Below are 24,110 nucleotides of genomic sequence, written 5' to 3'. Positions count from 1 at the left end.
CACCCCGCCACGCCACGACCTTGGTCGACACTGACTAACCGCCGCACTCATGCGAGACTGTCCGCCCGGGCAGGACTGCCGGGGTGTCTTCTGTCGGGAGTGTTGCATGTCGTTGTCCACCGGGCTGATCGCCGCCGTCGCCCTCGCCTATATGGCCATCATGTTCGCCATCGCCTTCTACGGCGACCGTCGCAGCGCGCCATTGCCGCCGCGGATGCGCGCGTGGGTGTACAGCTTGTCGCTGGCGGTTTATTGCACCAGTTGGACGTTCTTCGGCGCGGTCGGTCAGGCGGCCGAACAGCTGTGGTCATTCCTGCCGATCTACCTCGGGCCGATCCTGCTGTTGCTGGGCGCACCGTGGGTTCTGCAGAAAATGGTGATGATCAGCAAACAGGAGAACATCACCTCGATTGCCGACTTCATCGCCGCGCGCTACGGCAAATCGCAATCGCTGGCGGTGGTGGTAGCGCTGATCTGTCTGGTCGGCGTCCTGCCTTATATCGCCCTGCAACTCAAAGGCATCGTCCTTGGTGTAAACCTGCTGATCGGCGCCGGTGCCGACGCCATGGGCACCCGCGCCCAGGACACCGCACTGATCGTGTCGCTGGTACTGGCGCTGTTCACCATCGTCTTCGGTACGCGCAACCTCGATGCCACCGAGCACCACCGGGGCATGGTGCTGGCGATTGCGTTTGAATCGCTGGTCAAGCTGTTCGCCTTTCTCGCCGTCGGCGCGTTCGTGACCTACGGGCTGTACGACGGTTTTGACGACCTGTTCAATCAGGCGATGCTCGCACCGCGCCTCGAGGAGTACTGGAAGGAAACGATTAACTGGCCGTCGATGGTAGTGCAGACCGGGGTGGCGATGATGGCGATCATCTGCCTGCCACGGCAGTTTCACGTCACCGTGGTGGAGAACATCGACCCGCAGGACCTGCGTCTGGCCAAGTGGGTGTTCCCGGCCTATCTGGCGCTGGCCGCGCTGTTCGTGGTGCCGATCGCCCTCGCCGGGCAGATGATGCTGCCGAGTCACGTGCTTCCGGATTCGTTCGTGATCAGCCTGCCGCTGGCCCAGGCCCATCCGGCCCTGGCGTTGCTGGCGTTCATCGGTGGTGCGTCAGCGGCCACCGGCATGGTGATCGTGGCCAGCGTGGCGCTGTCGACCATGGTCTCCAACGACATGCTGTTGCCGTGGTTGCTGCGCCGCAACAACGCCGAGCGCCCGTTCGAGGTGTTCCGCCAGTGGATGCTCTCGGTACGCCGGGTGAGCATCGTGCTGATTCTGCTGCTGGCCTACGTCAGCTATCGCTTGCTCGGCTCCACCGCGAGCCTGGCGACCATCGGTCAGATCGCCTTCGCCGCTGTCACCCAACTGGCCCCGGCGATGCTCGGCGCGCTGTACTGGAAACAGGCCAACCGTCGTGGGGTGTTCGCCGGTCTCGCGGCGGGCACGTTCCTCTGGTTTTACACATTGATCCTGCCGATTGCCGCCCACAGCCTCGGCTGGTCGCTGAGCACTTTTCCCGGTCTGGCGTGGCTGCACAGCAACCCGCTGAACCTGCCGATCACCCCGCTGACGCAAGGCGTGGTGCTGTCGCTGGCGGGCAACTTCACGTTGTTCGCCTGGGTCTCGGTGCTGTCGCGCACGCGGGTTTCGGAGCACTGGCAGGCCGGGCGCTTCATTGGCCAGGAAATCAGCGCGCGGCCGAATGCGCGCTCGATGCTGGCGGTGCAGATCGATGATTTGCTGCAACTGGCGGCACGTTTTGTCGGCGAAGAACGTGCGCGGCAGAGCTTCATTCGTTTCGCCTACCGCCAGGGCAAGGGCTTCAACCCGAACCAGAACGCCGATGGCGAATGGATCGCCCACACCGAACGCTTGCTGGCCGGCGTGCTCGGCGCTTCTTCGACGCGCGCCGTAGTAAAAGCCGCCATCGAAGGTCGGGAAATGCAGCTGGAGGACGTCGTCCGTATCGCTGACGAAGCCTCGGAAGTCCTGCAGTTCAACCGCGCGCTGCTGCAAGGCGCGATCGAGAACATTACCCAAGGCATCAGCGTGGTCGACCAGTCGCTGAAACTGGTGGCCTGGAACCGCCGCTATCTGGAGCTGTTCAACTACCCGGACGGCTTGATCAGCGTCGGCCGGCCGATTGCCGACATCATTCGCTACAACGCCGAACGTGGCTTGTGCGGCCCCGGCGAGGCGGAAGTCCACGTCGCCCGACGCCTGCACTGGATGCGTCAGGGCCGCGCGCACACTTCCGAACGTTTGTTCCCCAACGGCCGGGTGATCGAGCTGATCGGCAACCCGATGCCTGGTGGCGGTTTCGTCATGAGTTTCACTGACATTACCGCGTTCCGCGAAGCCGAGCAGGCGCTGACCGAGGCCAACGAAGGCCTGGAACAACGGGTCAGCGAGCGCACGCAGGAGCTGTCGCAACTCAACGTCGCACTGACCGAAGCCAAGGGCCATGCCGAGGCGGCGAACCAGTCGAAAACCCGCTTCCTCGCCGCTGTCAGCCATGACCTGATGCAGCCGTTGAACGCCGCTCGCTTGTTCTCTGCCGCCCTCTCCCATCAGGACGACGGCTTGAGCAGCGAGGCGCAGAAACTGGTGCAACACCTCGACAGTTCGCTGCGTTCGGCAGAAGACCTGATCAGCGACCTGCTGGATATATCCCGCCTGGAAAACGGCAAGATCAACCCCGATCCCAAGCCGTTCGCGCTCAATGAGCTGTTCGATACACTCGGCGCCGAATTCAAGGCGCTGGCGCAGGAACAAGGCCTGAAGTTCCGCGTGCGCGGCAGCCAGTTGCGCATCGACAGCGACATCAAGCTGCTGCGACGGATTCTGCAGAACTTCCTCACCAACGCCTTCCGCTATGCCAAGGGCCCGGTGCTGCTGGGCGTGCGTCGGCGCGATGGCGAGCTGTGCCTGGAAGTGTGGGATCGCGGGCCGGGGATTCCGGAAGACAAACAACAAGTGATTTTCGAGGAATTCAAACGCCTCGACAGCCATCAGACCCGCGCCGAGAAGGGCCTGGGTCTGGGCCTGGCGATTGCCGACGGTTTGTGTCGCGTGCTCGGCCATACCCTGCGCGTACGTTCGTGGCCGGGGCGCGGTAGTGTGTTCAGTGTCAGTGTGCCGCTAGCGCGGGCGCAATCGCTGCCACAGAAAACTGCAGTGGAGTTGAACGGCAAGCTGCTCAGCGGCGCACAGGTGCTGTGCATCGACAATGAAGACAGCATTCTGATTGGCATGAACAGCCTGCTGACCCGTTGGGGCTGTCAGGTGTGGACGGCGCGCAATCGCGAGGAATGCGCGGCGTTGCTGAACGAGGGTGTGCGACCGCAACTGGCACTGGTCGACTATCACCTCGATCACGGCGATACCGGGACCGAGCTGATGGCGTGGCTACGCACCACGTTGGGCGAACCGGTACCGGGCGTGGTGATCAGCGCCGATGGGCGACCGGAGACGGTGGCGCAGGTGCATGCGGCGGGGCTGGATTATCTGGCGAAACCGGTGAAACCGGCGGCGTTGCGAGCGTTGTTGAGTCGGTATGTGCCGTTGTAACCGTTCGACTTGAGTGTTGCAGCGCTACCGCTGACGCCTTCGCGAGCAAGCCCGCTCCCACTTTTGGAATGCATTTCACTGTGGGAGCGAGCCTGCTCGCGAAGCTCTTCGGGTTATTCCGGGAGCTCGACCAGCCCATCGACATCGGTCATCGCCCGCTCCAGCAAGTCAGCCGGCAGGCTCTTGCTGGCCCGCGCGCCGAGCAATTTGAGCTGTTCACTGCGACTGACCAGGTTGCCGCGCCCTTCCGTGAGCTTGTTGCGCGCCGAGCTGTAAGCCTTGTCCAGCTGTTGCAGGCGATTGCCGACTTCGTCCAGATCCTGAATGAACAGCACGAATTTGTCGTACAGCCAACCGGCTCGCTCGGCGATTTCCCGCGCGTTCTGGCTCTGCCGCTCCTGCTTCCACAGGCTGTCGATCACCCGTAACGTCGCCAGCAACGTGGTCGGGCTGACGATCACGATGTTGCGGTCGAAGGCCTCCTGGAACAGCGTCGGCTCAGCTTGCAAGGCGGCGGAAAATGCCGCTTCGATCGGCACGAACAGCAAGACGAAATCGAGGCTGTGCAGGCCTTCCAGACGTTTGTAGTCCTTACCTGCGAGGCCTTTGACATGGCTGCGCAGCGACAGCACGTGCTGCTTGATCGCGATCTGGCCGAGGGTGTCATCTTCAGCGGCGACGTACTGCTGATACGCCGTGAGGCTGACCTTGGAGTCGACCACCACCTGCTTGTCGCCCGGCAGGTAAATGATCACGTCCGGCTGGAAGCGCTCGCCATCCGGCCCCTTGAGGTTGACCTGGGTCTGGTACTCGCGGCCCTTCTCCAGACCCGCGTGTTCGAGCACCCGCTCAAGAATCAGCTCACCCCAGTTGCCCTGGGTCTTCTGGCCTTTGAGGGCGCGGGTCAGGTTGGTCGCTTCGTCACTCAGGCGCAGGTTCAATTGCTGCAGACGCTCCAGCTCCTTGGCCAGCGAGAAGCGCTCGCGAGCCTCGGCCTGATAGCTCTCTTCCACGCGTTTTTCGAAGGACTGGATGCGCTCTTTCAGCGGATCGAGCAACTGGCCGAGGCGCTGCTGACTGGTCTCGGCAAAGCGCTGTTCACGCTCATCGAAGATCTTCCCGGCGAGTTCGGCGAACTGCGCGCGCAGCTCATCGCGCGAGCCTTGCAGGTCGTTGAGGCGTTGCTGATGGCTTTCCTGCTGCTCGCGCAATTCGGCGTTGAGCGACGCAGCCTGCGCGTCGAGGCGACGCAATTCGGCTTCTTTGTTGGCGCGCTCGATGTTCCAGGCGTGCGAAGCGTCACGGGCGTCATCACGCTCGATCTGCAGCAGCTCGACTTCGCGGCGCAGTGCAGCCAGCTCCGCCTGCTTGGCGGCATTGGCCTGGCCGAGGTCGACGATTTCATCGCGGCTTGCCTCAAGCTGGGCGTTGAGCCCGTCCTGCGCCAGTTGCGCCATGGTCAGACGCTCTTCGAGCAAGGCGACCTCGGCTTGCCGGTCGCTGGCCCGCCGTTGCAGTTGCCAGGCCAGCGCCAGCAGCGGCAGTCCCGCGCCCGCCAGACCCAGCAACACGCTGGTCAAGTCCATAGCCATAGCCACTCCTGCCGATCCGATAAAGCCTGAAGGTTAACCAAGGCGTGGGACGTTGGACAGCTCAGTCTTCGAGCAGACCGAGTTCCTGTTGTGCACGCCGGTCACCGGCGCGGGCGGCCTGACGCAACAGATCCTGACCGATGCGCCGATCCCGGGCATTGCCGCACTCGCGGCACATCAACTGACCGAGACGACTTTGCGCCGCAACCACGCCTTCGCGTGCCGGTTGCTTGAGCAGACGCCCCGCCAGATGCTTGGCATTGCGGCTATCGCCCAGACGCGGGCTGTCGAGCAGCCATTCGGCCACACGCACGGAAAATCGCTTGGGAGAGGTAACACGAGGGTGTTCGGAGGTAACAGAGCCTGATACTGAGCGAAACTTCATAAAACACTGTGGGACAGATCTGAGGGCGCGCCACTCTACTCTCTTTTTCGTACAGGTAAAGTCAAAAAAAACCCGGCACGCCCGTGCTAGAGCAAGCGCTAGGGACAATCCACAGAAGCTGTGGATAACTCAGTGGACAACCGCTCCCGAACTCGCGCAAAGCCTTGTGGAATGGGGCCCGCAGTCAAACTGACGATTTTTTCACCAACAAAAAAAGACGATATTTTTCATTGACTTAAACTTTTGATGCAGGCAGCTACCGGGGTCAGGATTGATATGACAGTGAGGTTACGGTCTGCGCAACTAATGTGCACAAGTACCTGTTACCCGGTTATATCGATGCGCTTTTTCGGGTCGTTTTGCGCATCGCGCTGGGGATAAGCGGGTTGGTGATGGGGATGGCTGCACGCTTTTGTGGCGACCGGCGGTTGACCGGGGTGATCCCTTCGCGAGCAGGCTCGCTCCCACAATCGGCCCCCGTTCTCCTGTGGGAGCGAGCCTGCTCGCGAAGGGGCCAGCCCTGTCACCCGTGATCCGCACCTCCGACCGAAATCTTTTTTTGCCGCCGGGTTTGCATTGCCCAAGACGTTCCGTTACTATCCGCGGCGTTAGTACCAAGCTGAAAGTCAATTCCGGTCGAACACATCCCCACGGTCAACCTTCTTCCAAGAAGCCCTTCACCGAAAAAAGCGGGAACGACCCCTCGATGGTTTCCAGGTAAATCTTGCGCCGACACTGCCTTTGAATGAATGCAAAGGGTGTTGCGAAGACCACTTACTCTGACCGAACCAGCCTGCAAATTGATCAGGATCTTCACCCCGGGCCCAGAACCTTTGCCCTTGATGTGTTGCCTGTCCTCCTAAGTACCTACCTGCCAGCCCAAGCGCGCCAACTTAATAGCGCTTCAAACTGGCTGCTTTGTTCCAGTCGGGTTCTTTGTTCGACCAACGGTGGTCGACATTACTGGAACGTTTTAACGTTGCACGGTTCTTATCCGTGTCATTTGTAGGAACACCTAATAACTATGTCTACTCAAATCCATACTCAGGATGCCATTCGCACCCTAACCAACGCTTTTGCCCCAATGAACTGCCTGATCATGGCCGCTCGCAAAGGCTGCTTCAGCTTCACCGTGGTCAATGAACACGGGATCGCTCGCCACAGCGAGCGTCTGTACCCCGATCAATACTCCAGCGCCGAACCGCTGCAGGCCGTGATCGATCGTACACGTCAGGCCCTGATTGCCTGAGAGCCGAAAAGGCTGCAAAAGCAAAAGCCCCGCACAAAATGCGGGGCTTTTTATTGCCCGATGTTTCGCTTTTAGCCCTCCGCGCCTAAGCACCATCGGATATAACGCTTTTGGCTCGCGGCTGGAAATATTTTAAAAACAGGCCTTTACGTCGCGAATATGACACTACACTTCAACTCAAGCGGCTTGATCCGCTTTCGGCGAGCCTGATTCGATCCACCGCTGCCAAGGCCCCTTCAGGTATCGCCGCCCAATTACAAGAATCGAGGGCATTATGGGTATCGCTGCCAGCGAACTGTGCCGCTATGTGATCCGTCCCACACTGATCTATCTGGGACGCCACTGCGCAACTGCCGAATCCCTGCTGCTGGGGATCGCCGCCAGCCAATCCGCCCTCGGCTCCGCCCTGCATGACCGCCGTGGCCACGGCCTCTACCGGATTGCCGAGCACCGCCATCAGGCTCTCTGGGACCATTACCTGGCACTCGATCCGGAACGCGCAAGCCTGGTTCGCGGCCTCGCCAGCCAACATGCTTTTTTGAGCGGCCCGCACCTCGAACTGACCGTCAACCTGCGTTACGCCACCGCCATTGCCTGGCTGTTGGTCGAAGAACAAAACACTCAGCTCCCCGACGCCGATGACCTGCTGGGCATGGCGCGAATCTGGCGCCAGACCTTCCAGCCACAAGGCCGCCTGCGCGACTTTACTTACGCCTGGCACACCTGTGTTTCACCTGTGAATCAGGTCGCATGTTGACCCTGCAGTTTCCAAAGATCGGCCAACAGGTCAGGATTCTGGTCGGATTGTCCTACAAAACCGCTCTAACTCAGCCTATACGGACTATAGCGCTGGGACGAAAATGTTGGTAATTTTCGCCCCGGTGATCACCAGGAGTTCTAATAATGAAAAAAGTCATGCTCAAAACCACCCTTAGCCTCGCCGTTACCATGGCATCCACCCAGATCTTCGCAGCTGGCTTTGCCATCAACGAACACAGCATCAGCGGGATGGGCACTGGTTACGCTGGGCGATCTTCTTCTGCCGACGACGCAAGCACTGTTTATGGCAACCCTGCCGGCATGTCGCGCCTCACGCGCGAACAAGTCACCGGCGGTGTGGCATTCCTCGATGCCAAAACCGATATCAGCGACGCCAGCTCCAGCCCTAACGGCGGCAGCAACAAAGGCGACATGGTGCCCTTCACCTCCGTACCTATGGGCTTCTACGTCAAACCGATCGACGAGCATTGGGCATTCGGCCTCGGCGTGTACGTGCCGTTCGGCCTGATTACCGACTACGAAAAAGGCTTTGCCGGCCGCTACTTCGGCAGCAAGTCCGAAGTCCAGGTCATCACCTTCCAGCCGACTGTCAGCTACAAGTTCAACGACGTGGTCTCGGTAGGTTTCGGTCCGACCATCAACCGCATCGACGGCACCCTCGAGTCGAACCTCTCGGTGACTCAACTGGCGCCGGACGGCAAGGTCAAGATCAAGGGTGACGACACCGCGCTGGGCTACAACATCGGCGTACTGGTACAGGCCACCGACACCACTCGCCTGGGTCTGACCTACCACTCGAAAGTCGACTACAAGCTCGAAGGCAACACCAAGGTCAACTACGGCGCACTGGCTGCAGTCGGTCTGGGTGCCAGCCAGAAGTACGACGCTTCGCTGAAGATCACCACACCTGAATCCGTGGACTTCTCGGTTACTCAAGCGATCAACGACCGCTGGAACGTCTACGCCGGTTCGACCTGGACCCGCTGGAGCCAGCTGAAGAAGATCACCGTTGAAAACTCCGGCGTGCAGCCGCTGCTGGCCGGTCAGTTCGGCGAGATCACCGAAGAACAGAACTGGCACGACTCCTGGGCCTACGCCGTGGGTACTTCGTACCAGTTGAACAAGGAATGGGTACTGCGTACCGGTCTGACCTTCGACCAATCGCCGACCAACAACGTCGACCGTTCGCCACGTATCCCTACTGGCGACCGGACCATTTTCAGCATCGGTGCCGGCTGGAGCCCGACCGAAGACCTGACCATCGACGTCGCTTACTCGTACCTGAAGGAAGAGGCGGTCAATATCCGCAACCAGAACGATCGTGGCCAGACCTACGACGCCAAGTATGAAAACTCGGCAAACGGTTTCGGTGTCGGCGCTACTTACCGCTTCTGATGCTGCACGGCGAGGCTAACCCCTCGCCCATTGAAAAGCCCCGCTCTCTTTGCAGAAAGCGGGGCTTTTTTGCGCCTGTTCAAACACCACAAAAAGCGTGTGTTATCAGTTGAGCGGTTTTGAGGCGATGGCCTTTTCAACCGCCGCAATAAACTCCGGATCGTCGGGTTTGGTCAGGCTGGAGAAATTCGCGATCACCTTGCCCTGACGATCAATCACGTACTTGTAGAAATTCCACTTCGGCGCGCTGCTCTGCTCGGCCAGCACCTTGAACAGATGAGTAGCGTCGTCGCCACGGACTTTCTGCGGTTCGGTCATGGTGAAGGTCACGCCGTAATTGGCGTAGCAGACCTTGGCGGTTTCGGCGCTGTCCTTGGACTCCTGCTTGAAGTCGTTGGACGGTACACCGAGCATTTCCAGGCCTTGCGCCTTGTAGTGCTGATTGAGCGCCTCGAGGCCCTCGAACTGTGGGGCGAAGCCACAGAAACTGGCGGTATTGACCACCACCAGCGGTTTTCCGGCGTAACGCTGGCACAGATCGACTGATTCCTTGGCGCGCAACTTGGGCAACGAACCTTGCAGCGCCTCCGGACAATCAGCGGCCTGGGCCAGTCCGGTCAACGCCATCAACAACGCGGGTACAGCACACCAGCGCATGAACATGTCGGGCATCCTTGATGCGGTTATCAGAGATCGACGTTACTCGCCCTCCAAGCCTACAAGCAAGCACCCATGCCCAACTGCATCAACGCCAACCCGCCCTGATGCCAGCCCCACCACACCAGCGCCAGCAACAGCGCGCCGAGTGCGATGAAGGCGATTCGCGGCCAGGAACGCTTCATACGGCGCCGACAGCCGGTTGCAGACGCGCCACCGGACGCTCGCGCACTGGCCAGTTCAGCGCAGCCGCCAGCAGGCTCAAGAGAATCGCCACTTGCCAGATCAAGTCATAACTCCCGGTACGGTCATACACCACCCCACCCAGCCAGCCGCCGAGGAACGAGCCGAGCTGATGGAACAGGAACACGATACCGCCGAGCATGGACAGGTTACGCACGCCAAACAAAGTCGCCACCGTACCGTTGGTCAATGGCACCGTCGACAGCCACAGGAAGCCCATGGCCATGCCGAACAGATACGCCGAGGTCGTCGTCACCGGCAGCCACAGAAACAGTACGATCACCACCGCCCGTAACAGGTACAACGCCGTCAGCAGACGCGGCTTGGACATGCGCCCGCCGAGCCAGCCGGCGGTGTAAGTGCCGAAGATATTGAACAGTCCGATCAGCGCCAGCACCGTAGTGCCAACCGTGGCGGGCAGATGCTGATCAACCAGATAGGCCGGCAAATGCACGCCAATGAACACCACCTGAAAACCGCAGACGAAAAAGCCGAACGCCAACAACCAGAACCCCGAGTGCGAGCAGGCCTCACGTAACGCTTCGGACAGGGTTTGCTCGTGGCCCAGCACCGGCAACGGCTTGTCCTTGAGCATGCTTACCAGCGGCACGATCAGCGCCACCAGCAGGCCAAGCACCAGCAGCGCCGCCGACCAGCCGAGCCAGCCGATCAAACCCAGCGTGCCCGGCAACATCGCAAACTGGCCGAACGAACCGGCGGCACTGGCTATGCCCATGCCCATGCTGCGTTTTTCCGGCGGCACGGCACGCCCAACCACACCGAGAATCACCGAGAACGAGGTGCCAGACAGGCCGATACCGATCAACAGACCGGCACTCAGCGACAGGGTCAGCGCCGAATCGGACAAGCCCATGCACACCAGGCCCGCGGCATACAGCACGCAGCCGACCAACACCACTTTCGCCGCACCGAAACGGTCAGCCAGCGCGCCCGTGAACGGCTGCGCCAGGCCCCAGATCAGGTTCTGCAGGGCGATGGCGAAGGCGAACACTTCGCGCCCCCAGCCGAACTGCGCACTCATCGGCGACAGGAACAGACCGAAGCCGTGCCGCACGCCCAATGACAACGCCAGAATCAGCGCACTTCCCAGCAACACCCAACCGCACGTACGCCACATCGATGTCATTGTTATTCTCCGTTCGCGGGTATATACCCGCTTAAAACCGGAAAAACCGGCCTTCAGGCCAGTTCGTCCAACAGTCGCAGCAAGGTTTCACGCTTCTCGGCGCCCAGCCGATCGATCAATCGCTGTTGCGCCGCTTCCCAGGCCGGCAGGGCCGCCGCAAGGCGCTGCGCACCAGTTTCGGTAAGCCGGACGATGCGATTACGCATGTCCTCGCCCTCGGCCAGCGCCACCAGCCCTTCACCTTCGAGCACCCGCAGATTGCGCCCCAGGGTGCTGCGATCCAGGCCCATGGCTTCGGCCAGTTCCGAGATGCTCGGTTGATCCAGACGCTGCAGATTGCACAGCAAAGAATACTGGGCAACGTTGATCCCGAAGCCGTCGAGAGCGCCGTCGTAATGCCTGCTGACGCCACGAGCGGCGCGACGCAGGTTGGTGCACAAACACTGAGAAGGAAGCATGATGCGTGTATATACCCGCGACTGTGTTAAATCAAGTTACACATGAGTTTATCAATAAGCTTTGTGGCGTCTGACACACCGCCTTCGCGAGCAAGCCCGCTCCCACAGGGGAATGCATTGCAAATGTGGGAGCGGGCTTGCTCGCGAAGAGGCCGGTACTGTCATAGAAATATCTCAGACCAACACCACTCCAACCAACACCGCCATTTCCAGCAATTCCAGCAACGCCCCCGCCGTATCGCCCGTAGTCCCGCCCAACCGCCGCATCATCACCTGCCGCAGCCAGACAAACCCAACGAACGCGACAACCAGCGCAACAATCGCTGTCACCCCGGCAATCAGCAAGCAGGCCAGCGCACTCGCCACTAGCCCCCACCCACCGGCCCGGCGCGGCACATGATCAGCCAACGCCTGCCCCAACCCACCCGCCCGCACATATGGCGTGGTCAGAAACAGCCCCAGCAACGCCGCACGTCCCAGCAACGGCACGATGAGCAACATCAGCGCATGCCCTTGCTCGATCAGCGCCAGCAACGCGCAGAACTTCAGCAGCAACACCAACACCAGCGTCACCACGGCAATCGGCCCGCTGCGCGGATCCTTCATGATCGTCAGCGTGCGCTCGCGATCACCGAAGCCACCGAGCCAGGCATCGGCGCTGTCAGCCAGACCATCGAGGTGCAGCGCCCCGCTGAGCAGCACCCACACCGTCAGCAACAGCGCCGCATGCAGCAGCAACGGCGCGCCAGCCAATGCCAGATTCAACAACCAGAGGATCACCCCGAACAGCAGCCCCACCAGCGGATAAAACAGCAGCGAACGCCCGAGCTGTTCCGGCTCCGGCATCCCCGGCAGACGAATCGGCAAGCTGCTGAGAAATTGCAGGGCGATCCACAGTGGCAGCATCTCAGTGACCTTCCTTCAGCACGCCATCGGCTTCGACGCTGAGCGCGAACAGCGCAGCATGCGCGACTTCGACATTGAGCAACTGCTCTCGCGGCAAACCACGCGCCTGCGCCAGCAACAGGCGCATCACGCCGCCATGACTGATCAGCAACACGCGCTCGCCGGCATAGGCCTGATACAAACGCGCCACCGCACCCAGCACGCGAGCCGCAAAATCACTGACCGGTTCGCCCTGCGGCGGCGTGAACGAATACGGATCGGCCCAGAACAGCCCCAGCGCCTCGGCATCAGTCTCCATCAACGCCGCTGCGCTCTGCCCTTCCCAGGCACCGAAATGCAATTCCTGCAGATCCTTGTCCAAATGAACCGGCAGATTCAATTGCTCGCCCAGCTCGGCAGCAAACCGCGCACAACGCTGCAGCGGCGAACTGACCAGCCGATCCCACGGCCCACCCGCCACCACGGCGGCACGCATCTGTGCCCAGCCTTTTTCAGTCAACGCATCATCGAGGCTGCCGCGCAAACCGCCGCCCAGTTCAGTCTCACCGTGGCGCAGCAGGTCCAGACGCAACGTCATGCCGGACGATCCGCCACCGCGGCTTCGGCGAACGTCGCCATTTGCCCGTGCAGGTCGCAGGCCAGACGCAACAGCGGCACGGCCAACGCCGCGCCACTGCCCTCGCCCAGACGCAAGCCAAGCTCCAGCAGCGGTTCAGCGCTGAGGGTTTCCAGCACGTGACGATGGCCCGGCTCGGCGCCACGGTGGCCGAACAGCAGCCACTCGCGGCAGGCCGGATTCAGCCGCACCGCCACCAGCGCAGCGACCGTGCAGATAAAGCCGTCGACCAGCACCGCGACGCCTTCCTGCGCACAGGCCAGATACGCGCCGACCAGTGCGGCGATTTCAAAACCGCCGAGGTTGAACAGGGTTTGCAGCGCATCACCACGCTGCGCCGCGTGCAGCGCCAGTGCGCGCTCGATCACTTGCGCTTTATGGCTGACGCCCTCGGCATTCAACCCGGTACCGGGACCGGTCAAGTGCACCACCGGACAGTCGAGCAAGGCACAGGCCAGCGCACTGGCGGCGGTGGTGTTGCCGATGCCCATTTCGCCGCCGATGAACAACTGTGCGCCAGCGGCTTTGGCCCGCAGCACGCTGTCACGACCGGCCTGCAAGGCGAGTTCGCCCTGCGCCCGGGTCATCGCCGCGCCCTTGGCGAAATTCGCCGTGCCCGGGCCGATGTTCAGATGACGCACACCCGGCAGATTCAACGTCGGTGTCACGGTACCCAGATCGACCACTTCCAAACGCGCATCGAGCTGCCGCGCCAGCACGCTGATTGCCGCACCGCCGCTGACGAAGTTGAGCAACATCTGCCCGGTGACTTCCTGCGGGAACGCGGAAACGCCTTCCGCGACCACCCCGTGATCGCCGGCAAAAATCGCGATCCACACCTGTTCAATCGTCGGTTTGATCTGCCCCTGCAATCCGGCCAGTTGCACCGCCACGGTTTCGAGGCGACCGAGGGAACCGGCCGGTTTGGTCAGTTGCTGTTGGCGCGCCGCCGCCTGTTCAACGATTTCGGCATTCACGGATTGGCACGGGTTCAACCACCACGCTTGGGTCATAACGCAGGTCCTTTCAGGGTCAGGGGCAGGCCGGCGACGGTCAGGACGACTCGCTGACAACGCTCGGCCAGAGCTTGATGCAGCCAACCGGCTTCATCGACGTAGCGGCGAGTCAATTCGCCCAGCGGCACGACACCCATTCCGGTCTCGTTGCTGACAAAAATGATTTCCCCCGGCAATGACGCCAGGCAGTCCAGCAGGGCTTCACGCTCGGCGGCGAGACGCGCGGCGTCATCGAGCATCAGCAGATTGGTCAGCCACAGGGTCAGGCAATCCACCAGCAGGCAACGCTCGGCACTGGCGTTTTCGCGCAGGACGCGGGCCAATTCCAAAGGTTCTTCGATCAGCGCCCACTCGGCCGGACGCCGGGCGCGGTGATGGGCGACGCGTTCATTCATCTCGCCGTCCAGCGGCTGGCTGGTGGCGATGTAAGTGACCGCCAGGTGGCTGTCGCTGGCGAGTTTTTCCGCCAGGCGACTTTTGCCGGAGCGGGCGCCGCCGAGGATCAGTTGGAGCATGGGGACATCCTGAAATTTATGTGTTGAGGCAATCGCCCTCTTCGCGGGCAAGCCCGCTCCCACAGTGACCGCGGTGGCTGAAACACCTCACTCCCCTGTGGAGGATGGAGGTGTCCTGTCATTTATGTATTGAGGCAACCGGCCCCTTCGCGAGCAAGCCCGCTCCCACATGGGAATGCGTTCCAAAGTGGGAGCGAGCCTGCTCGCGAAGAGGCCGTAACAGCCAGCCTAAATCCCGCAGAGCTGACGTAACAATTCGGTATCCAGATGCTGCTCCACCAGATCCGCCAGCCGCTCGATATCGCGCTCGCGCAAGCCGTGATAATCCACCTCCTGCACATCGCTCAACCCGGCCCAGCGCAGCAACGCAGCACTGGCTTGCGGTGATTCGAACAAGCCATGCAGATAAGTGCCGAACACCTGCCCATCGAGACTCTGCGCGCCGTCGCAACGACCGTCATCCAGATGCACCGCCGCGTTCTCCAGCGCCGGCCCCAGCGTCACGCCCGCATGGATTTCATAGCCACTGACCTCGGCGTTTTCCAGCGCCAGATGCCCACGGACATTGCGCAACTGCTTCTCGGCTTCCAGCGCGGTTTCGAACGCCAGCAAACCCAGGCCGGCACTCGAACCCGGCGCGCCTTCGAGGCCCAGCGGATCGTGCACTTGCTCGCCGAGCATTTGCAGACCGCCACAGATCCCCAGCACCTTGCCGCCATACCGCAGGTGCCGATTGATCGCCGTGTCCCAGCCATTGGCACGCAGATACGCCAGATCGCTGCGTACGCTTTTCGATCCGGGCAGGATGATCAGGTCGGCGGCAGGAATCGCCTGCCCCGGGCCGATGAATTGCAGATCAACCTGCGGATGCAGACGCAATGGATCGAAGTCGGTGTGGTTGCTGATGCGCGGCAGCACCGGCACCACCACTTTCAGCACTTGCTCGGCCTTGCCGGTCTGGCGCTGGTCGATGCCGTCCTCGGCCTCCAGATGCAGGTCCATCACGTATGGCAGCACGCCCACCACCGGTTTGCCGGTGCGCTGTTCCAGCCAGTCGAGGCCCGGTTGGAGCAAGGCGATGTCACCGCGAAAACGATTGATGATGAAACCTTTGACCCGTGCCTGTTCGCTCGGCGAAAGCAACTCCAGCGTGCCGACCAGATGCGCAAAAACGCCGCCGCGATTGATGTCGGCGATCAGCAGCACCGGGCAATCCACCGCTTCAGCAAAGCCCATGTTGGCGATGTCACCGGCACGCAGATTGATCTCGGCCGGCGAGCCAGCACCTTCGACCATCACCAGCGGATACGCCGCGCTGAGCCGCTGGTGCGACGCGAGCACCGCTTGCATGGCGATGGCTTTGTAGTCGTGATAGGCCACTGCGTTCATGCTGGTGACCGCGCGGCCATGGATGATCACCTGCGCCCCCGTGTCGCTGTTGGGCTTGAGCAGCACCGGGTTCATGTCGGTATGCGGTTCAAGATGCGCGGCTTGCGCCTGCACCGCTTGCGCCCGGCCAATCTCGCCGCCGTCGGCGGTCACCGCACTGTTGAGCGCCATGTTCTGCGGTTTGAATGGCACCACCGCCACGCCCTGACGGGTGGCCCAGCGGCACAGCGCCGTCACCAGTGTGCTTTTACCGGCGTCGGACGTGGTGCCCTGAACCATCAAGGTTGTCATTGGGTTTCCTTGGCGAAAGCTTGCAGCGCTTGTTCGAGACGCGCTTCTTCAGCGGCGTTGGCAGGCAGGCCGAAACGCAGGCTGCTGTTGTGGGTGAAGATGCGCAGGAGGATGCCGCGTCGGGCCATGAACTCGTGCAGCGCAGGCGCGTGCTCGGTGATCAGCCACTGAAACAACGCGCAACCGCCGTGGGGTTTGAAGCCGTAGCGCTCCAGCAGCAGCGCCAGACGTTCACTGGCCTCATCGCTGCGAATACGTTGCCGGGTCTGCGCTTCGGTGTCTTGCAGACAGGCCTGACCGAGCACCCGCGTCGGCCCGCTGACCGCCCAGGGGCCGACCTGTTCGGCGAGCAATCTGAGCAATTTGCGCTCGGCCAGCACAAAGCCCAGACGCACTCCGGCCAGACCGAAAAACTTGCCGAACGAGCGCAGCACAATCAAACCGATCTGGTGGGTATGCGGCGCCAGACTCAGCTGCGGCGTGTTGTCCATGAACGCTTCATCGACCACCAGCCAGCCGCCACGCTGAGCCAGCCGCGCGTGCCAATCGAGCAGCCGCGCCGGGGTCAGGCTCAGGCCTGTAGGGTTGTTCGGATTGACCACCACCAGCACGTCGAGGCTGTCGAGAAAGAATTCGACTTCCTGCTCCAGCACTTCGCGCACGATGTAACCGCTGCGGCGCCAGGCTTCGGCGTGCTCGGCATAACACGGCGACAACACGCCGACCTTGCCGGCGCGACGCAAACGCGGCAGCAACTGGATCGCCATTTGCGAACCGGCCACCGGCAGCACCTGCGAGGCGCCGTAGTAATCGCACGCGGCCTGCTCCAGTCCGTCATCGGTTTCCGGCAAGCGTGCCCAGGCGCGCAACGGAATCTCCGGCACCGCAAACGGCCACGGCGCGAGGCCGCTGGACAGGTCGAGCCAGTCAGCCTCGGCAATCCCGTAATCGAGTGCAGCCTTGCGCAGCCGGCCACCGTGCTCAAGCATAGAATTCAGCCCCCACGCAGAGAATCAGCAGCCATAACCATACCCCGCGCTGGACCAATTGCCAGCCGCGATCAATCGAATCGGCATCGGCTGGCGGACCTTCACCCAGTTGTGGACGCTGATGCAGTTCGCCGTGATAGATCGCTGGCCCGCCCAGTTCGACACCCAATGCACCGGCACCGGCCGCCATCACCGGACCGGCGTTAGGGCTGTCCCATTGCGGCCCCTGAGTGCGCCAGCATTTCCAGGCAAGCCGGGTGTTGCCCAGCAGCGCGTAGGTCAGCGCCACCAGCCGGGCCGGAATGTAGTTGAGCACGTCGTCGATTTTTGCCGCGCACCAGCCGAAGCGCTCAAAGCGTTCGTTGCGATAGCCCCACATCGCGTCGAGGGTATTGCTCAGGCGATAAAGCACCACGCCCGGCGCACCAGCCACGACAAACCAGAACAGCGCGGCGAACACCGCGTCACTGCCGTTTTCCAGCACCGATTCAGTCGCGGCGCGAGCGACGGCGGTGCTGTCCAGTTCGCTGGTCTGGCGACTGACCAGATAGCCGACGCGTTTGCGCGCTTCTTGCAGATCATCAGCGCGCAAGGCCGCGGCTACCGGCGCGACATGCTCACCGAGGCTGCGCATGCCGAGGGCGCAATACAGCGCCAGAATCTCGACGATCCAGCCCACGTACGGTGCCCAGGAAAACGCGGTGGCGAGCAAGGTCAGCGGCAACACGGCGATCACCCACGCAGTGACCCCGTGACTGCGCCAGCCACGCCCGCCCGCATTGAAACGGCGCTCGATGCGCCCGGCAAAACTGCCGAACGCCACCAGCGGATGCCAGCGTTTCGGTTCACCCAGCAGCGCATCCAGCGCGACCGCGGCGACACTCAACAACGCCACACTCATTGACTCACTCCCCAATAATTTTCGTACAGCAACTCATTGAGCGGACGCGCCTGCGCCCACCCTTCGAGTACCAGCATCGGCGCCGGATAGAATTCCTTGACCGGGCCCAGGCACAACACTGCCAGCGGCTTGGCCCCGTCCGGCAACTGCAGCAGATCGGCCAGTGCCTGCGGTTCGAACAGTGAAACCCAGCCCATGCCCAGTCCTTCGGCACGGGACGCCAGCCACAAGTTCTGGATCGCGCAGGACAGCGAAGCCATGTCCATTTCCGGCAGCGTACGACGACCGAAAATGTGTTTTTCGCGATCGTCCATCAACGCTGCGACCAGCACTTCGGCGCAGTCGTTGATGCCTTCGACCTTGAGTTTCATGAACTCATCGCTGCGCTCGCCGAGGGCTTCGGCGGTGCGGATGCGCTCTTCTTCGACGAGGTGCTGAATCTGCCCGCGCAAGGCGCGATCGCTGATGCGGATGAAGCGCCACGGCTGCATCAGGCCGACGCTGGGCGCCTGATGCGCGGCTTCGAGCAGGCGGCGCAGCAGCTCCGGGTCGACCGTGCCGCCGGTGAAGTGGCGCATGTCGCGGCGTTCGGCGATGGCTTTATAGATCGCTGTGCGCTCGGCCTCGGAATATGCGTTGTCGGTCATGGCCTCTTCGCGAGCAAGCTCGCTCCCACATTGGACGGGGTGCTTGCTCAAGAAACGCGATCCCCTGTGGGAGCGAGCTTGCTCGCGAAAGCGGTCTTGAGATCTGGCGCAAACAACGCGGCAATCGCCGTCGGATTCGACGGAAAGTAGAAATGCACGTACGACGCCGTCATCCGCCCTTGCCGATAAACCGCCTCGGCCCCACGCCCGCCATTCGGACTCAGGCCTCGGGCAATCGGCGTCAGCTCGGTGCTGGTCAGGGAATGGTGATAGGTGTGACCGCGCAACGAACCTTCCGGCAAATCCACCGCTTGCAGTGCCAGTGCCGCCAGACGCTTTTGCATCACCGCCTCACCGCGCAGCAGCCCGACCAGTTCGGCACGGGTGCCGTCAACGTCGGTCAACGCGTCGAGCAGATAGAGCATGCCGCCGCACTCGGCGAGCAGCGGTTTGCCAGCCGTGTGGTGCGCACGGATCGCGTCGAGCATCGAGGTGTTTTGCGCCAGCGCGACATGGTGCAATTCCGGGTAACCACCGGGCAGATACAGACTGTCGGCCGCAGGCAATTGGGCATCGCGGATCGGCGAGAAGAAGCTCAACTCAGCGCCCATCGCCCGCAGCAGATCGAGACTGGCGCCATAGGTGAAGGCAAAAGCCTCATCGCGAGCGACAGCAATGCGCACGCCGTCGAGCAGCGGTTCAGCAGGGATCACTTCGGGCGCGGCGAATGCCACGGCCGGTGGCAGCGCTACCTCGCAACTGCTGGCCAAGGCTTCGGCGGCGGCGTCGAGGCGCAGGTCGAGGTCATTCAGTTCGCTCGCCTGTACCAGACCGAGATGGCGGCTCGGCAACTCGATCCCGGTTTCCCGGGACAATGCGCCGTACCAGCGCAAGCCTTCGGTGAGGCTGCCTTCGAGCAATTGCGCATGACGCAAAGTGCCGACGCGGTTGGCCAGCACGCCGGCAAACGGCAAGTCCGGCTGATAGCGCGCCAGCCCCAACGCCAATGCGCCGAAGGTCTGGGCCATGGCGGTACCGTCGATCACGCCGAGCACCGGCACGCCGAAATGCCGCGCCAGATCAGCGCTGGATGGCGTGCCGTCGAACAGGCCCATCACGCCTTCGATCAGGATCAGATCGGCTTCGGCGGCGGCTTCCCACAACAGCCGGCGGCTTTCCTGCTCGCCGACCATCCACATGTCCAGTTGATACACCGGCGCACCACTGGCGCGCTCGAGAATCATCGGGTCGAGAAAGTCCGGGCCGCACTTGAACACGCGCACCTTGCGCCCTTGGTTACGATGCAAGCGAGCGAGCGCGGCGGTGACGGTGGTCTTGCCCTGACCGGAGGCCGGCGCGGCAATCAGTACCGCCGGGCAGTGACGTGGTTGATTCAAAGTTCGACGCCTTTCTGCGCTTTGATGCCGGCCTGGAAGGCGTGTTTGAGCATGCCCATTTCGGTGACGGTATCGCCCATCTCGATCATTTCCGGCTTGGCCGCGCGACCGGTGACGATCACGTGTTGCATCGGCGGACGCGCCTGCAAGTCACTGAGCACCTGATCCAGATCGAGGTAGCCGTGCTTAAGCGCGATGTTCAGTTCGTCCAGCACCACCAGGCCAATCGACGGGTCGCGCAGCAACTCGCGGGATACGGCCCACGCGGCTTCGGCGGCAGCGATGTCGCGCTGGCGGTCCTGGGTTTCCCAAGTGAAGCCCTCGCCCATCACGTGAAAGCGCACTTGCTCGGGGAAGCGGCGGAAGAACAGTTCTTCGCCCGTGCTGTTGCGGCCTTTGATGAACTGCACCACGCCGCACTGCATGCCGTGGCCCATGGCGCGGGCGAGCATGCCGAACGCCGAGCTGCTTTTGCCTTTGCCATTGCCGGTCAACACCAGCACCAGGCCGCATTCGTCAGGCGAATTGGCGATGCGTTCGTCGATCACGGCTTTTTTGCGCTGCATACGCGCCAGATGGCGTTCGTCGCGCTCGGGGGAATCGGTCATGGGGGGAGCTCTCCGTTGAGGCTGGATAACGGCGGGCAGGCACAAGAATAGACGGCAAAAAGCCTGGCATCGCCCACCGTGATGCCGCTGGATGGATCAGGCCGGTCTCCGGGCTCATGAGCGGCGAATCGCCTGACTGCGCGCCTTCCCGCGTCGTCGACACAGTGGCTCAATGCACAGTTTTCACTCATTTACCGTTGCGGGGGCAGCGCCGGGATCGTGATCGTTCTTCGCCTGAAGACAACCCTCACCGGCTTCCCTGTTTCACTCTGTCGACACAGGTCACAGAGCACCTGAAACAAGCCGCGAAGGTTAGAGGGTTGGGGGTGGAGCGTCAATTAAAGAGGGGGCCGTCGGGCGAATAACTGCCGCCGATCAATTATCTGACGCCAATCTTGTGCCACACTGAGACAAGTGATATCAAAGAGCCATGCTTTTGGTTGAAAAAGCACATCACAACAATAAGGATGATGACGATGCAAGGCATGATCATCAGCAACCCGCGCCTGGAATTCCTGCGCCCGATGCTTGAACGCTGGTTTGACTGTATCGACCGCTACAACGCTGTACGCGGCGACAACGACACCCCCTACTGGCATGACGAGAAAGCCAATCTCGGACTGCTCTCCGCGGCGGCATGGATGGCCGAGCTGGTAACCCTTTGCGATACCGTCACGCGCAAACAGAACGAGGACGGCGAACGCAACGCCCGCGCCGACCTGTTCATCGCCGGGGCCGAAGACCGCGCCTATCTTCAGGCGACCCAGCGCTGGCCGCGAGTCAACAACCTCAACCTGAGCCAGGCCCTGCTGGAGATCACCAGCGACGCCAAACGCATCAGTTTTGCCAGCGACCTCAAGCTCGGCTGCCTGTTCGTCGCCCCGCAGAAGGCCCAGCACAGCGCCAGCCCCGAAGAGTTGCAGGACATGGTCGACGACCTGCAAAAGGAACACTGCTGCGCAGTAGCCTGGTATTTCCCCTACGCCTACCGCAAGTTGCGCAGCGAAGCGGGCAACTATCACCCGGGCATCGCCGTGCTGTTCAAAGAGGCCCGCGGTTGAGCGGTTGAACCATCGGGTGCGCACACTCCTCTATGATTAGGCATGCATTCATAGGGAAGATCAGTAATGCGCAAAACCCAACTCGCTCTCGTCATCGCCCTCGCCGGAGGGCTCGCCGCCTGTGGTGAATCCTCCAGCCTGCAAGTTTCCGACGGCACCGGTCCGTCACCGAAACTGCCTGAACCGAACAAAACCCTGATCCCGACGGTGAACATCGCCCCGGCGATCGGCTGGCCCGCCGGCGGCAAACCGACCGCCGCAGCCGGCACGCAAGTGGCAGCGTTTGCCGAAGGCCTCGACCATCCGCGCTGGCTCTATGTCCTGCCCAACGGCGACGTGCTGGTGGCGGAAACCAACGCCCCGCCCAAGCCTGACGACAGCAGCGGCATTCGTGGCTGGGTGATGAAGAAAGTCATGGGCAAGGCCGGCGCTGGCGTGCCGAGCCCGAACCGCATCACCCTGCTGCGCGACGCCGACCACGATGGCGTGGCCGAAACGCGCACGGTGTTTCTGCAAAACCTCAATTCGCCGTTTGGCATGACCCTGGTCGGCAATGACCTGTACGTCGCTGACACCGATCGCCTGCTGCGCTTCCACTACGAACCCGGCGCGACCGAGATCAAGACGCAGCCGATCAAGGTCACCGACCTGCCGGGCGGCACCCTGAACCACCACTGGACCAAGAACGTCATCGCCAGCAAGGACGGCAGCAAGCTCTATGTCACCGTCGGCTCGAACAGCAACGTCGGCGAGAATGGTCTGGATAAAGAAGAAGGCCGCGCAGCGATCTGGGAAGTCGATCGCGCCACCGGCAACCACAGGATTTTCGCCTCGGGCATCCGCAACCCCAACGGTCTTGCCTGGGAACCGACCACGGGTGCGCTGTGGACAGCGGTGAACGAGCGTGACGAAATCGGCAGCGACCTGGTGCCGGACTACATCACCTCGGTCAAGGACGGCGGTTTTTACGGCTGGCCATTCAGCTATTACGGTCAACACGTGGATGTGCGAGTGAAACCGCAGAATCCGGATCTGGTGGCCAAAGCCATCGCCCCGGACTACGCCGTTGGCCCGCACACCGCCTCGCTGGGCCTGACGTTCGCCGATGGCAACAGCCTGCCGGCGCAATTCAAGGAGGGCGCCTTCATCGGCCAGCACGGCTCGTGGAACCGCAAACCGCACAGTGGTTATAAAGTGATTTTCGTACCGTTCGCCGCCGGCAAGCCGAACGGACAACCGATCGATGTGCTGACCGGGTTCCTCGACAAGGATGAGAACGCCTTGGGCCGCCCGGTGGGTGTGGTGATCGACCAGCAAGGTGGTTTGCTGGTGGCGGATGATGTGGGGAACAAGGTTTGGCGGGTGTCGTCCGCTAAATAAATCAGGGCCCGACACATAACAAATGTGGGAGCGGGCTTGCCCGCGAAAGCGTCAGGTCATTCAACATCATGGATGAATGACACACCGCATTCGCGAGCAAGCCCGCTCCCACATTTAGATTTTCAGCGTTTACGGGTTATGCGCCAGATGCTCCGGCTGCAACACCCGCTTGGCACTCAGATACGCCTTCTGCCAGTACGCCTTTGACAGGCTGTCCAGCTTCACCGTGCCGCCCGTCGCCGGCGCATGCACGAAACGCCCTTCCCCGACGTAGATCCCCGCATGACTGACCTGCGAGCCGCCATTGGTGGCGAAGAAGATCAAGTCGCCGGTCTGCAACCCTTCTTTGCCGACATTCGGCGCCTGCATCACGATCATCTCGCGGGTAGAGCGCGGCAACGAGATACCGGCGGCATCGCGGTAGACGAAACCGATCAGGCCACTGCAATCAAACCCGGAGTCTGGTGTGTTGCCGCCCCAGCGATAAGGCGTGCCAACCAGGCCCAGCGCACGAAACAGCACGTCTTCAGCAGCAGGCGAAAAAGCTTGGGAAGGCCCGAACACCACCGGGGCGCGTACGACGGGCGCAGGCGGCGGAGTGCGGCTGGCGCAGGCGCTGAGCAGCACTGCGAAGAAGATCACTGTGAGGCGGGCCGACATCGTCATAAGCAGAACATCCTGATCTGGCTGCGGCTTTCTCTGCCGAATGGACAGAAACAAAACCGCCTGCGGAGCACGCAGGCGGTTTGCCATCAATATAGATACAGGATTCTAGCGGCTACGCGGCAAACTTCAAGTAAGACTTTAACTTCACCTTGTAAAGTCTAGGTCTACTCCCTGGCCGGGCACCGTTTTTGTCGCCACGGACGTGGCGACAACGGAGGAATTACTTGCGAGCGGTGACCACGGTC

23 protein-coding genes and 1 riboswitch are annotated in these 24,110 nt (G+C 62.0%); of the genes, 6 read left to right on the top strand and 17 right to left on the bottom strand.

Annotation, left to right across the window (positions count from 1 at the left end; genetic code table 11):
- The first annotated feature begins 106 nt into the window (after positions 1 to 106).
- Positions 107 to 3,577, top strand: coding sequence for a PAS domain-containing hybrid sensor histidine kinase/response regulator (locus tag NTD85_RS08800; RefSeq protein WP_262141981.1), 3,471 nt, complete (start codon positions 107 to 109; stop codon positions 3,575 to 3,577).
- A 113-nt stretch (positions 3,578 to 3,690) separates the two neighbouring features.
- Here NTD85_RS08800 and rmuC read toward each other — a convergent pair whose 3' ends face one another.
- Together rmuC and NTD85_RS08790 are read right to left on the bottom strand one after the other, a co-directional pair.
- Positions 3,691 to 5,055, bottom strand: coding sequence for a DNA recombination protein RmuC (gene rmuC, locus NTD85_RS08795; RefSeq protein ID WP_201138550.1), 1,365 nt, complete (start codon positions 5,053 to 5,055; stop codon positions 3,691 to 3,693).
- Positions 5,056 to 5,230: 175 nt separating this feature from the next.
- Positions 5,231 to 5,554: a hypothetical protein gene (locus tag NTD85_RS08790; protein WP_080593230.1), complete on the bottom strand. Its 324-nt coding sequence runs from the start codon at positions 5,552 to 5,554 to the stop codon at positions 5,231 to 5,233.
- A gap of 1,024 nt (positions 5,555 to 6,578) precedes the next feature.
- On the opposite strand from NTD85_RS08790, the gene NTD85_RS08785 reads away from it, so the two are divergent.
- The 3 genes from NTD85_RS08785 to NTD85_RS08775 all read left to right on the top strand — a co-directional run bounded on the left by NTD85_RS08785 (position 6,579) and on the right by NTD85_RS08775 (position 8,978).
- A complete protein-coding gene (locus NTD85_RS08785) occupies positions 6,579 to 6,803 on the top strand; it encodes a hypothetical protein (RefSeq protein ID WP_003223079.1) in 225 nt (74 codons plus the stop codon).
- 274 nt (positions 6,804 to 7,077) lie between these two features.
- Positions 7,078 to 7,560, top strand: a complete 483-nt coding sequence (locus NTD85_RS08780) for a hypothetical protein (protein ID WP_003223077.1) — start codon at positions 7,078 to 7,080, stop codon at positions 7,558 to 7,560.
- A 146-nt stretch (positions 7,561 to 7,706) separates the two neighbouring features.
- Entirely contained in the window at positions 7,707 to 8,978 is a 1,272-nt protein-coding gene (locus NTD85_RS08775) for an OmpP1/FadL family transporter (protein ID WP_226500401.1), read from the top strand.
- Positions 8,979 to 9,083: 105 nt separating this feature from the next.
- Here NTD85_RS08775 and NTD85_RS08770 read toward each other — a convergent pair whose 3' ends face one another.
- The 14 genes from NTD85_RS08770 to cobO form a co-directional block, all read right to left on the bottom strand.
- The gene (locus NTD85_RS08770; RefSeq protein WP_003223074.1) at positions 9,084 to 9,641 is read right to left on the bottom strand and encodes a glutathione peroxidase; all 558 of its coding nucleotides are present in this window, start codon (positions 9,639 to 9,641) and stop codon (positions 9,084 to 9,086) included.
- A 53-nt stretch (positions 9,642 to 9,694) separates the two neighbouring features.
- A complete protein-coding gene (locus tag NTD85_RS08765; protein WP_256616859.1) occupies positions 9,695 to 9,820 on the bottom strand; it encodes a hypothetical protein in 126 nt (41 codons plus the stop codon).
- On the bottom strand, positions 9,817 to 11,025 hold the full coding sequence (locus NTD85_RS08760) for an MFS transporter (protein ID WP_262141980.1): 1,209 nt from the start codon (positions 11,023 to 11,025) through the stop codon (positions 9,817 to 9,819). The genes NTD85_RS08765 and NTD85_RS08760 overlap by 4 nt, the downstream gene beginning before the upstream one ends.
- Before the next feature lie 53 nt (positions 11,026 to 11,078).
- The gene (locus tag NTD85_RS08755) at positions 11,079 to 11,483 is read right to left on the bottom strand and encodes a MarR family winged helix-turn-helix transcriptional regulator (protein WP_007950413.1); all 405 of its coding nucleotides are present in this window, start codon (positions 11,481 to 11,483) and stop codon (positions 11,079 to 11,081) included.
- A 174-nt stretch (positions 11,484 to 11,657) separates the two neighbouring features.
- The gene (locus tag NTD85_RS08750) at positions 11,658 to 12,389 is read right to left on the bottom strand and encodes an adenosylcobinamide-GDP ribazoletransferase (protein ID WP_262141979.1); all 732 of its coding nucleotides are present in this window, start codon (positions 12,387 to 12,389) and stop codon (positions 11,658 to 11,660) included.
- Position 12,390: 1 nt separating this feature from the next.
- Positions 12,391 to 12,966 carry an alpha-ribazole phosphatase family protein gene (gene cobC, locus NTD85_RS08745; RefSeq protein WP_262141978.1) on the bottom strand — a complete coding sequence of 192 codons (576 nt, stop codon included), beginning with the start codon at positions 12,964 to 12,966 and terminating at the stop codon, positions 12,391 to 12,393.
- On the bottom strand, positions 12,963 to 14,018 hold the full coding sequence (gene cobT, locus NTD85_RS08740) for a nicotinate-nucleotide--dimethylbenzimidazole phosphoribosyltransferase (protein ID WP_262141977.1): 1,056 nt from the start codon (positions 14,016 to 14,018) through the stop codon (positions 12,963 to 12,965). Before cobT ends, cobC begins: the two co-directional genes overlap by 4 nt.
- Complete coding sequence (gene cobU / locus NTD85_RS08735) at positions 14,015 to 14,536, bottom strand: bifunctional adenosylcobinamide kinase/adenosylcobinamide-phosphate guanylyltransferase (protein WP_096797408.1); 522 nt, start codon at positions 14,534 to 14,536, stop codon at positions 14,015 to 14,017. The genes cobT and cobU overlap by 4 nt, the downstream gene beginning before the upstream one ends.
- A gap of 228 nt (positions 14,537 to 14,764) precedes the next feature.
- Positions 14,765 to 16,216: a cobyric acid synthase gene (locus NTD85_RS08730; protein WP_262141976.1), complete on the bottom strand. Its 1,452-nt coding sequence runs from the start codon at positions 16,214 to 16,216 to the stop codon at positions 14,765 to 14,767.
- The gene (gene cobD / locus NTD85_RS08725) at positions 16,213 to 17,205 is read right to left on the bottom strand and encodes a threonine-phosphate decarboxylase CobD (RefSeq protein WP_262141975.1); all 993 of its coding nucleotides are present in this window, start codon (positions 17,203 to 17,205) and stop codon (positions 16,213 to 16,215) included. Before cobD ends, NTD85_RS08730 begins: the two co-directional genes overlap by 4 nt.
- Positions 17,198 to 18,106 carry an adenosylcobinamide-phosphate synthase CbiB gene (gene cbiB / locus NTD85_RS08720; RefSeq protein ID WP_262141974.1) on the bottom strand — a complete coding sequence of 303 codons (909 nt, stop codon included), beginning with the start codon at positions 18,104 to 18,106 and terminating at the stop codon, positions 17,198 to 17,200. Before cbiB ends, cobD begins: the two co-directional genes overlap by 8 nt.
- Complete coding sequence (gene bluB / locus NTD85_RS08715) at positions 18,103 to 18,753, bottom strand: 5,6-dimethylbenzimidazole synthase (protein ID WP_262141973.1); 651 nt, start codon at positions 18,751 to 18,753, stop codon at positions 18,103 to 18,105. The genes cbiB and bluB overlap by 4 nt, the downstream gene beginning before the upstream one ends.
- Positions 18,754 to 18,800: 47 nt before the next feature.
- Positions 18,801 to 20,150, bottom strand: a complete 1,350-nt coding sequence (locus NTD85_RS08710; protein ID WP_262141972.1) for a cobyrinate a,c-diamide synthase — start codon at positions 20,148 to 20,150, stop codon at positions 18,801 to 18,803.
- Complete coding sequence (gene cobO, locus NTD85_RS08705; RefSeq protein ID WP_003223053.1) at positions 20,147 to 20,758, bottom strand: cob(I)yrinic acid a,c-diamide adenosyltransferase; 612 nt, start codon at positions 20,756 to 20,758, stop codon at positions 20,147 to 20,149. The genes NTD85_RS08710 and cobO overlap by 4 nt, the downstream gene beginning before the upstream one ends.
- Before the next feature lie 81 nt (positions 20,759 to 20,839).
- A riboswitch (cobalamin riboswitch) is annotated at positions 20,840 to 21,070 on the bottom strand.
- A gap of 164 nt (positions 21,071 to 21,234) precedes the next feature.
- Here cobO and NTD85_RS08700 point away from each other — a divergent pair.
- Entirely contained in the window at positions 21,235 to 21,819 is a 585-nt protein-coding gene (locus NTD85_RS08700; protein WP_262141971.1) for a hypothetical protein, read from the top strand.
- Positions 21,820 to 21,885: 66 nt separating this feature from the next.
- Positions 21,886 to 23,199 carry a PQQ-dependent sugar dehydrogenase gene (locus tag NTD85_RS08695; protein ID WP_262141970.1) on the top strand — a complete coding sequence of 438 codons (1,314 nt, stop codon included), beginning with the start codon at positions 21,886 to 21,888 and terminating at the stop codon, positions 23,197 to 23,199.
- A gap of 129 nt (positions 23,200 to 23,328) precedes the next feature.
- On the opposite strand, the gene NTD85_RS08690 is transcribed toward NTD85_RS08695, so the two are convergent.
- Positions 23,329 to 23,865, bottom strand: coding sequence for a C40 family peptidase (locus NTD85_RS08690; protein ID WP_262141969.1), 537 nt, complete (start codon positions 23,863 to 23,865; stop codon positions 23,329 to 23,331).
- Positions 23,866 to 24,110: the final 245 nt, after the last annotated feature.

Origin of the sequence: Pseudomonas sp. 13B_3.2_Bac1 (assembly GCF_025466205.1) — a bacterium.
Classification (GTDB): Bacteria; Pseudomonadota; Gammaproteobacteria; order Pseudomonadales; family Pseudomonadaceae; genus Aquipseudomonas; species Aquipseudomonas fluorescens_H.
This window is presented reverse-complemented; position numbering and strand designations above follow the sequence as displayed.

What these genes read in the sequence shown, in the direction of transcription:
- NTD85_RS08800 (WP_262141981.1), top strand. Translation starts at nt 107, where the DNA reads ATGTCGTTGTCCACCGGGCTGATCGCCGCCGTCGCCCTCGCCTATATG.
- NTD85_RS08780 (WP_003223077.1), top strand. Translation starts at nt 7,078, where the DNA reads ATGGGTATCGCTGCCAGCGAACTGTGCCGCTATGTGATCCGTCCCACA.
- NTD85_RS08765 (WP_256616859.1), bottom strand. Translation starts at nt 9,820, where the DNA reads ATGAAGCGTTCCTGGCCGCGAATCGCCTTCATCGCACTCGGCGCGCTG.
- NTD85_RS08760 (WP_262141980.1), bottom strand. Translation starts at nt 11,025, where the DNA reads ATGACATCGATGTGGCGTACGTGCGGTTGGGTGTTGCTGGGAAGTGCG.
- NTD85_RS08770 (WP_003223074.1), bottom strand. Translation starts at nt 9,641, where the DNA reads ATGTTCATGCGCTGGTGTGCTGTACCCGCGTTGTTGATGGCGTTGACC.
- NTD85_RS08785 (WP_003223079.1), top strand. Translation starts at nt 6,579, where the DNA reads ATGTCTACTCAAATCCATACTCAGGATGCCATTCGCACCCTAACCAAC.
- cobD (WP_262141975.1), bottom strand. Translation starts at nt 17,205, where the DNA reads ATGCTTGAGCACGGTGGCCGGCTGCGCAAGGCTGCACTCGATTACGGG.
- NTD85_RS08755 (WP_007950413.1), bottom strand. Translation starts at nt 11,483, where the DNA reads ATGCTTCCTTCTCAGTGTTTGTGCACCAACCTGCGTCGCGCCGCTCGT.
- NTD85_RS08730 (WP_262141976.1), bottom strand. Translation starts at nt 16,216, where the DNA reads ATGACAACCTTGATGGTTCAGGGCACCACGTCCGACGCCGGTAAAAGC.
- cobC (WP_262141978.1), bottom strand. Translation starts at nt 12,966, where the DNA reads ATGACGTTGCGTCTGGACCTGCTGCGCCACGGTGAGACTGAACTGGGC.
- NTD85_RS08690 (WP_262141969.1), bottom strand. Translation starts at nt 23,865, where the DNA reads ATGACGATGTCGGCCCGCCTCACAGTGATCTTCTTCGCAGTGCTGCTC.
- cobO (WP_003223053.1), bottom strand. Translation starts at nt 20,758, where the DNA reads ATGACCGATTCCCCCGAGCGCGACGAACGCCATCTGGCGCGTATGCAG.
- cobU (WP_096797408.1), bottom strand. Translation starts at nt 14,536, where the DNA reads ATGCTCCAACTGATCCTCGGCGGCGCCCGCTCCGGCAAAAGTCGCCTG.
- NTD85_RS08775 (WP_226500401.1), top strand. Translation starts at nt 7,707, where the DNA reads ATGAAAAAAGTCATGCTCAAAACCACCCTTAGCCTCGCCGTTACCATG.
- cbiB (WP_262141974.1), bottom strand. Translation starts at nt 18,106, where the DNA reads ATGAGTGTGGCGTTGTTGAGTGTCGCCGCGGTCGCGCTGGATGCGCTG.
- NTD85_RS08700 (WP_262141971.1), top strand. Translation starts at nt 21,235, where the DNA reads ATGCAAGGCATGATCATCAGCAACCCGCGCCTGGAATTCCTGCGCCCG.
- bluB (WP_262141973.1), bottom strand. Translation starts at nt 18,753, where the DNA reads ATGACCGACAACGCATATTCCGAGGCCGAGCGCACAGCGATCTATAAA.
- NTD85_RS08750 (WP_262141979.1), bottom strand. Translation starts at nt 12,389, where the DNA reads ATGCTGCCACTGTGGATCGCCCTGCAATTTCTCAGCAGCTTGCCGATT.
- cobT (WP_262141977.1), bottom strand. Translation starts at nt 14,018, where the DNA reads ATGACCCAAGCGTGGTGGTTGAACCCGTGCCAATCCGTGAATGCCGAA.
- NTD85_RS08695 (WP_262141970.1), top strand. Translation starts at nt 21,886, where the DNA reads ATGCGCAAAACCCAACTCGCTCTCGTCATCGCCCTCGCCGGAGGGCTC.
- NTD85_RS08790 (WP_080593230.1), bottom strand. Translation starts at nt 5,554, where the DNA reads ATGAAGTTTCGCTCAGTATCAGGCTCTGTTACCTCCGAACACCCTCGT.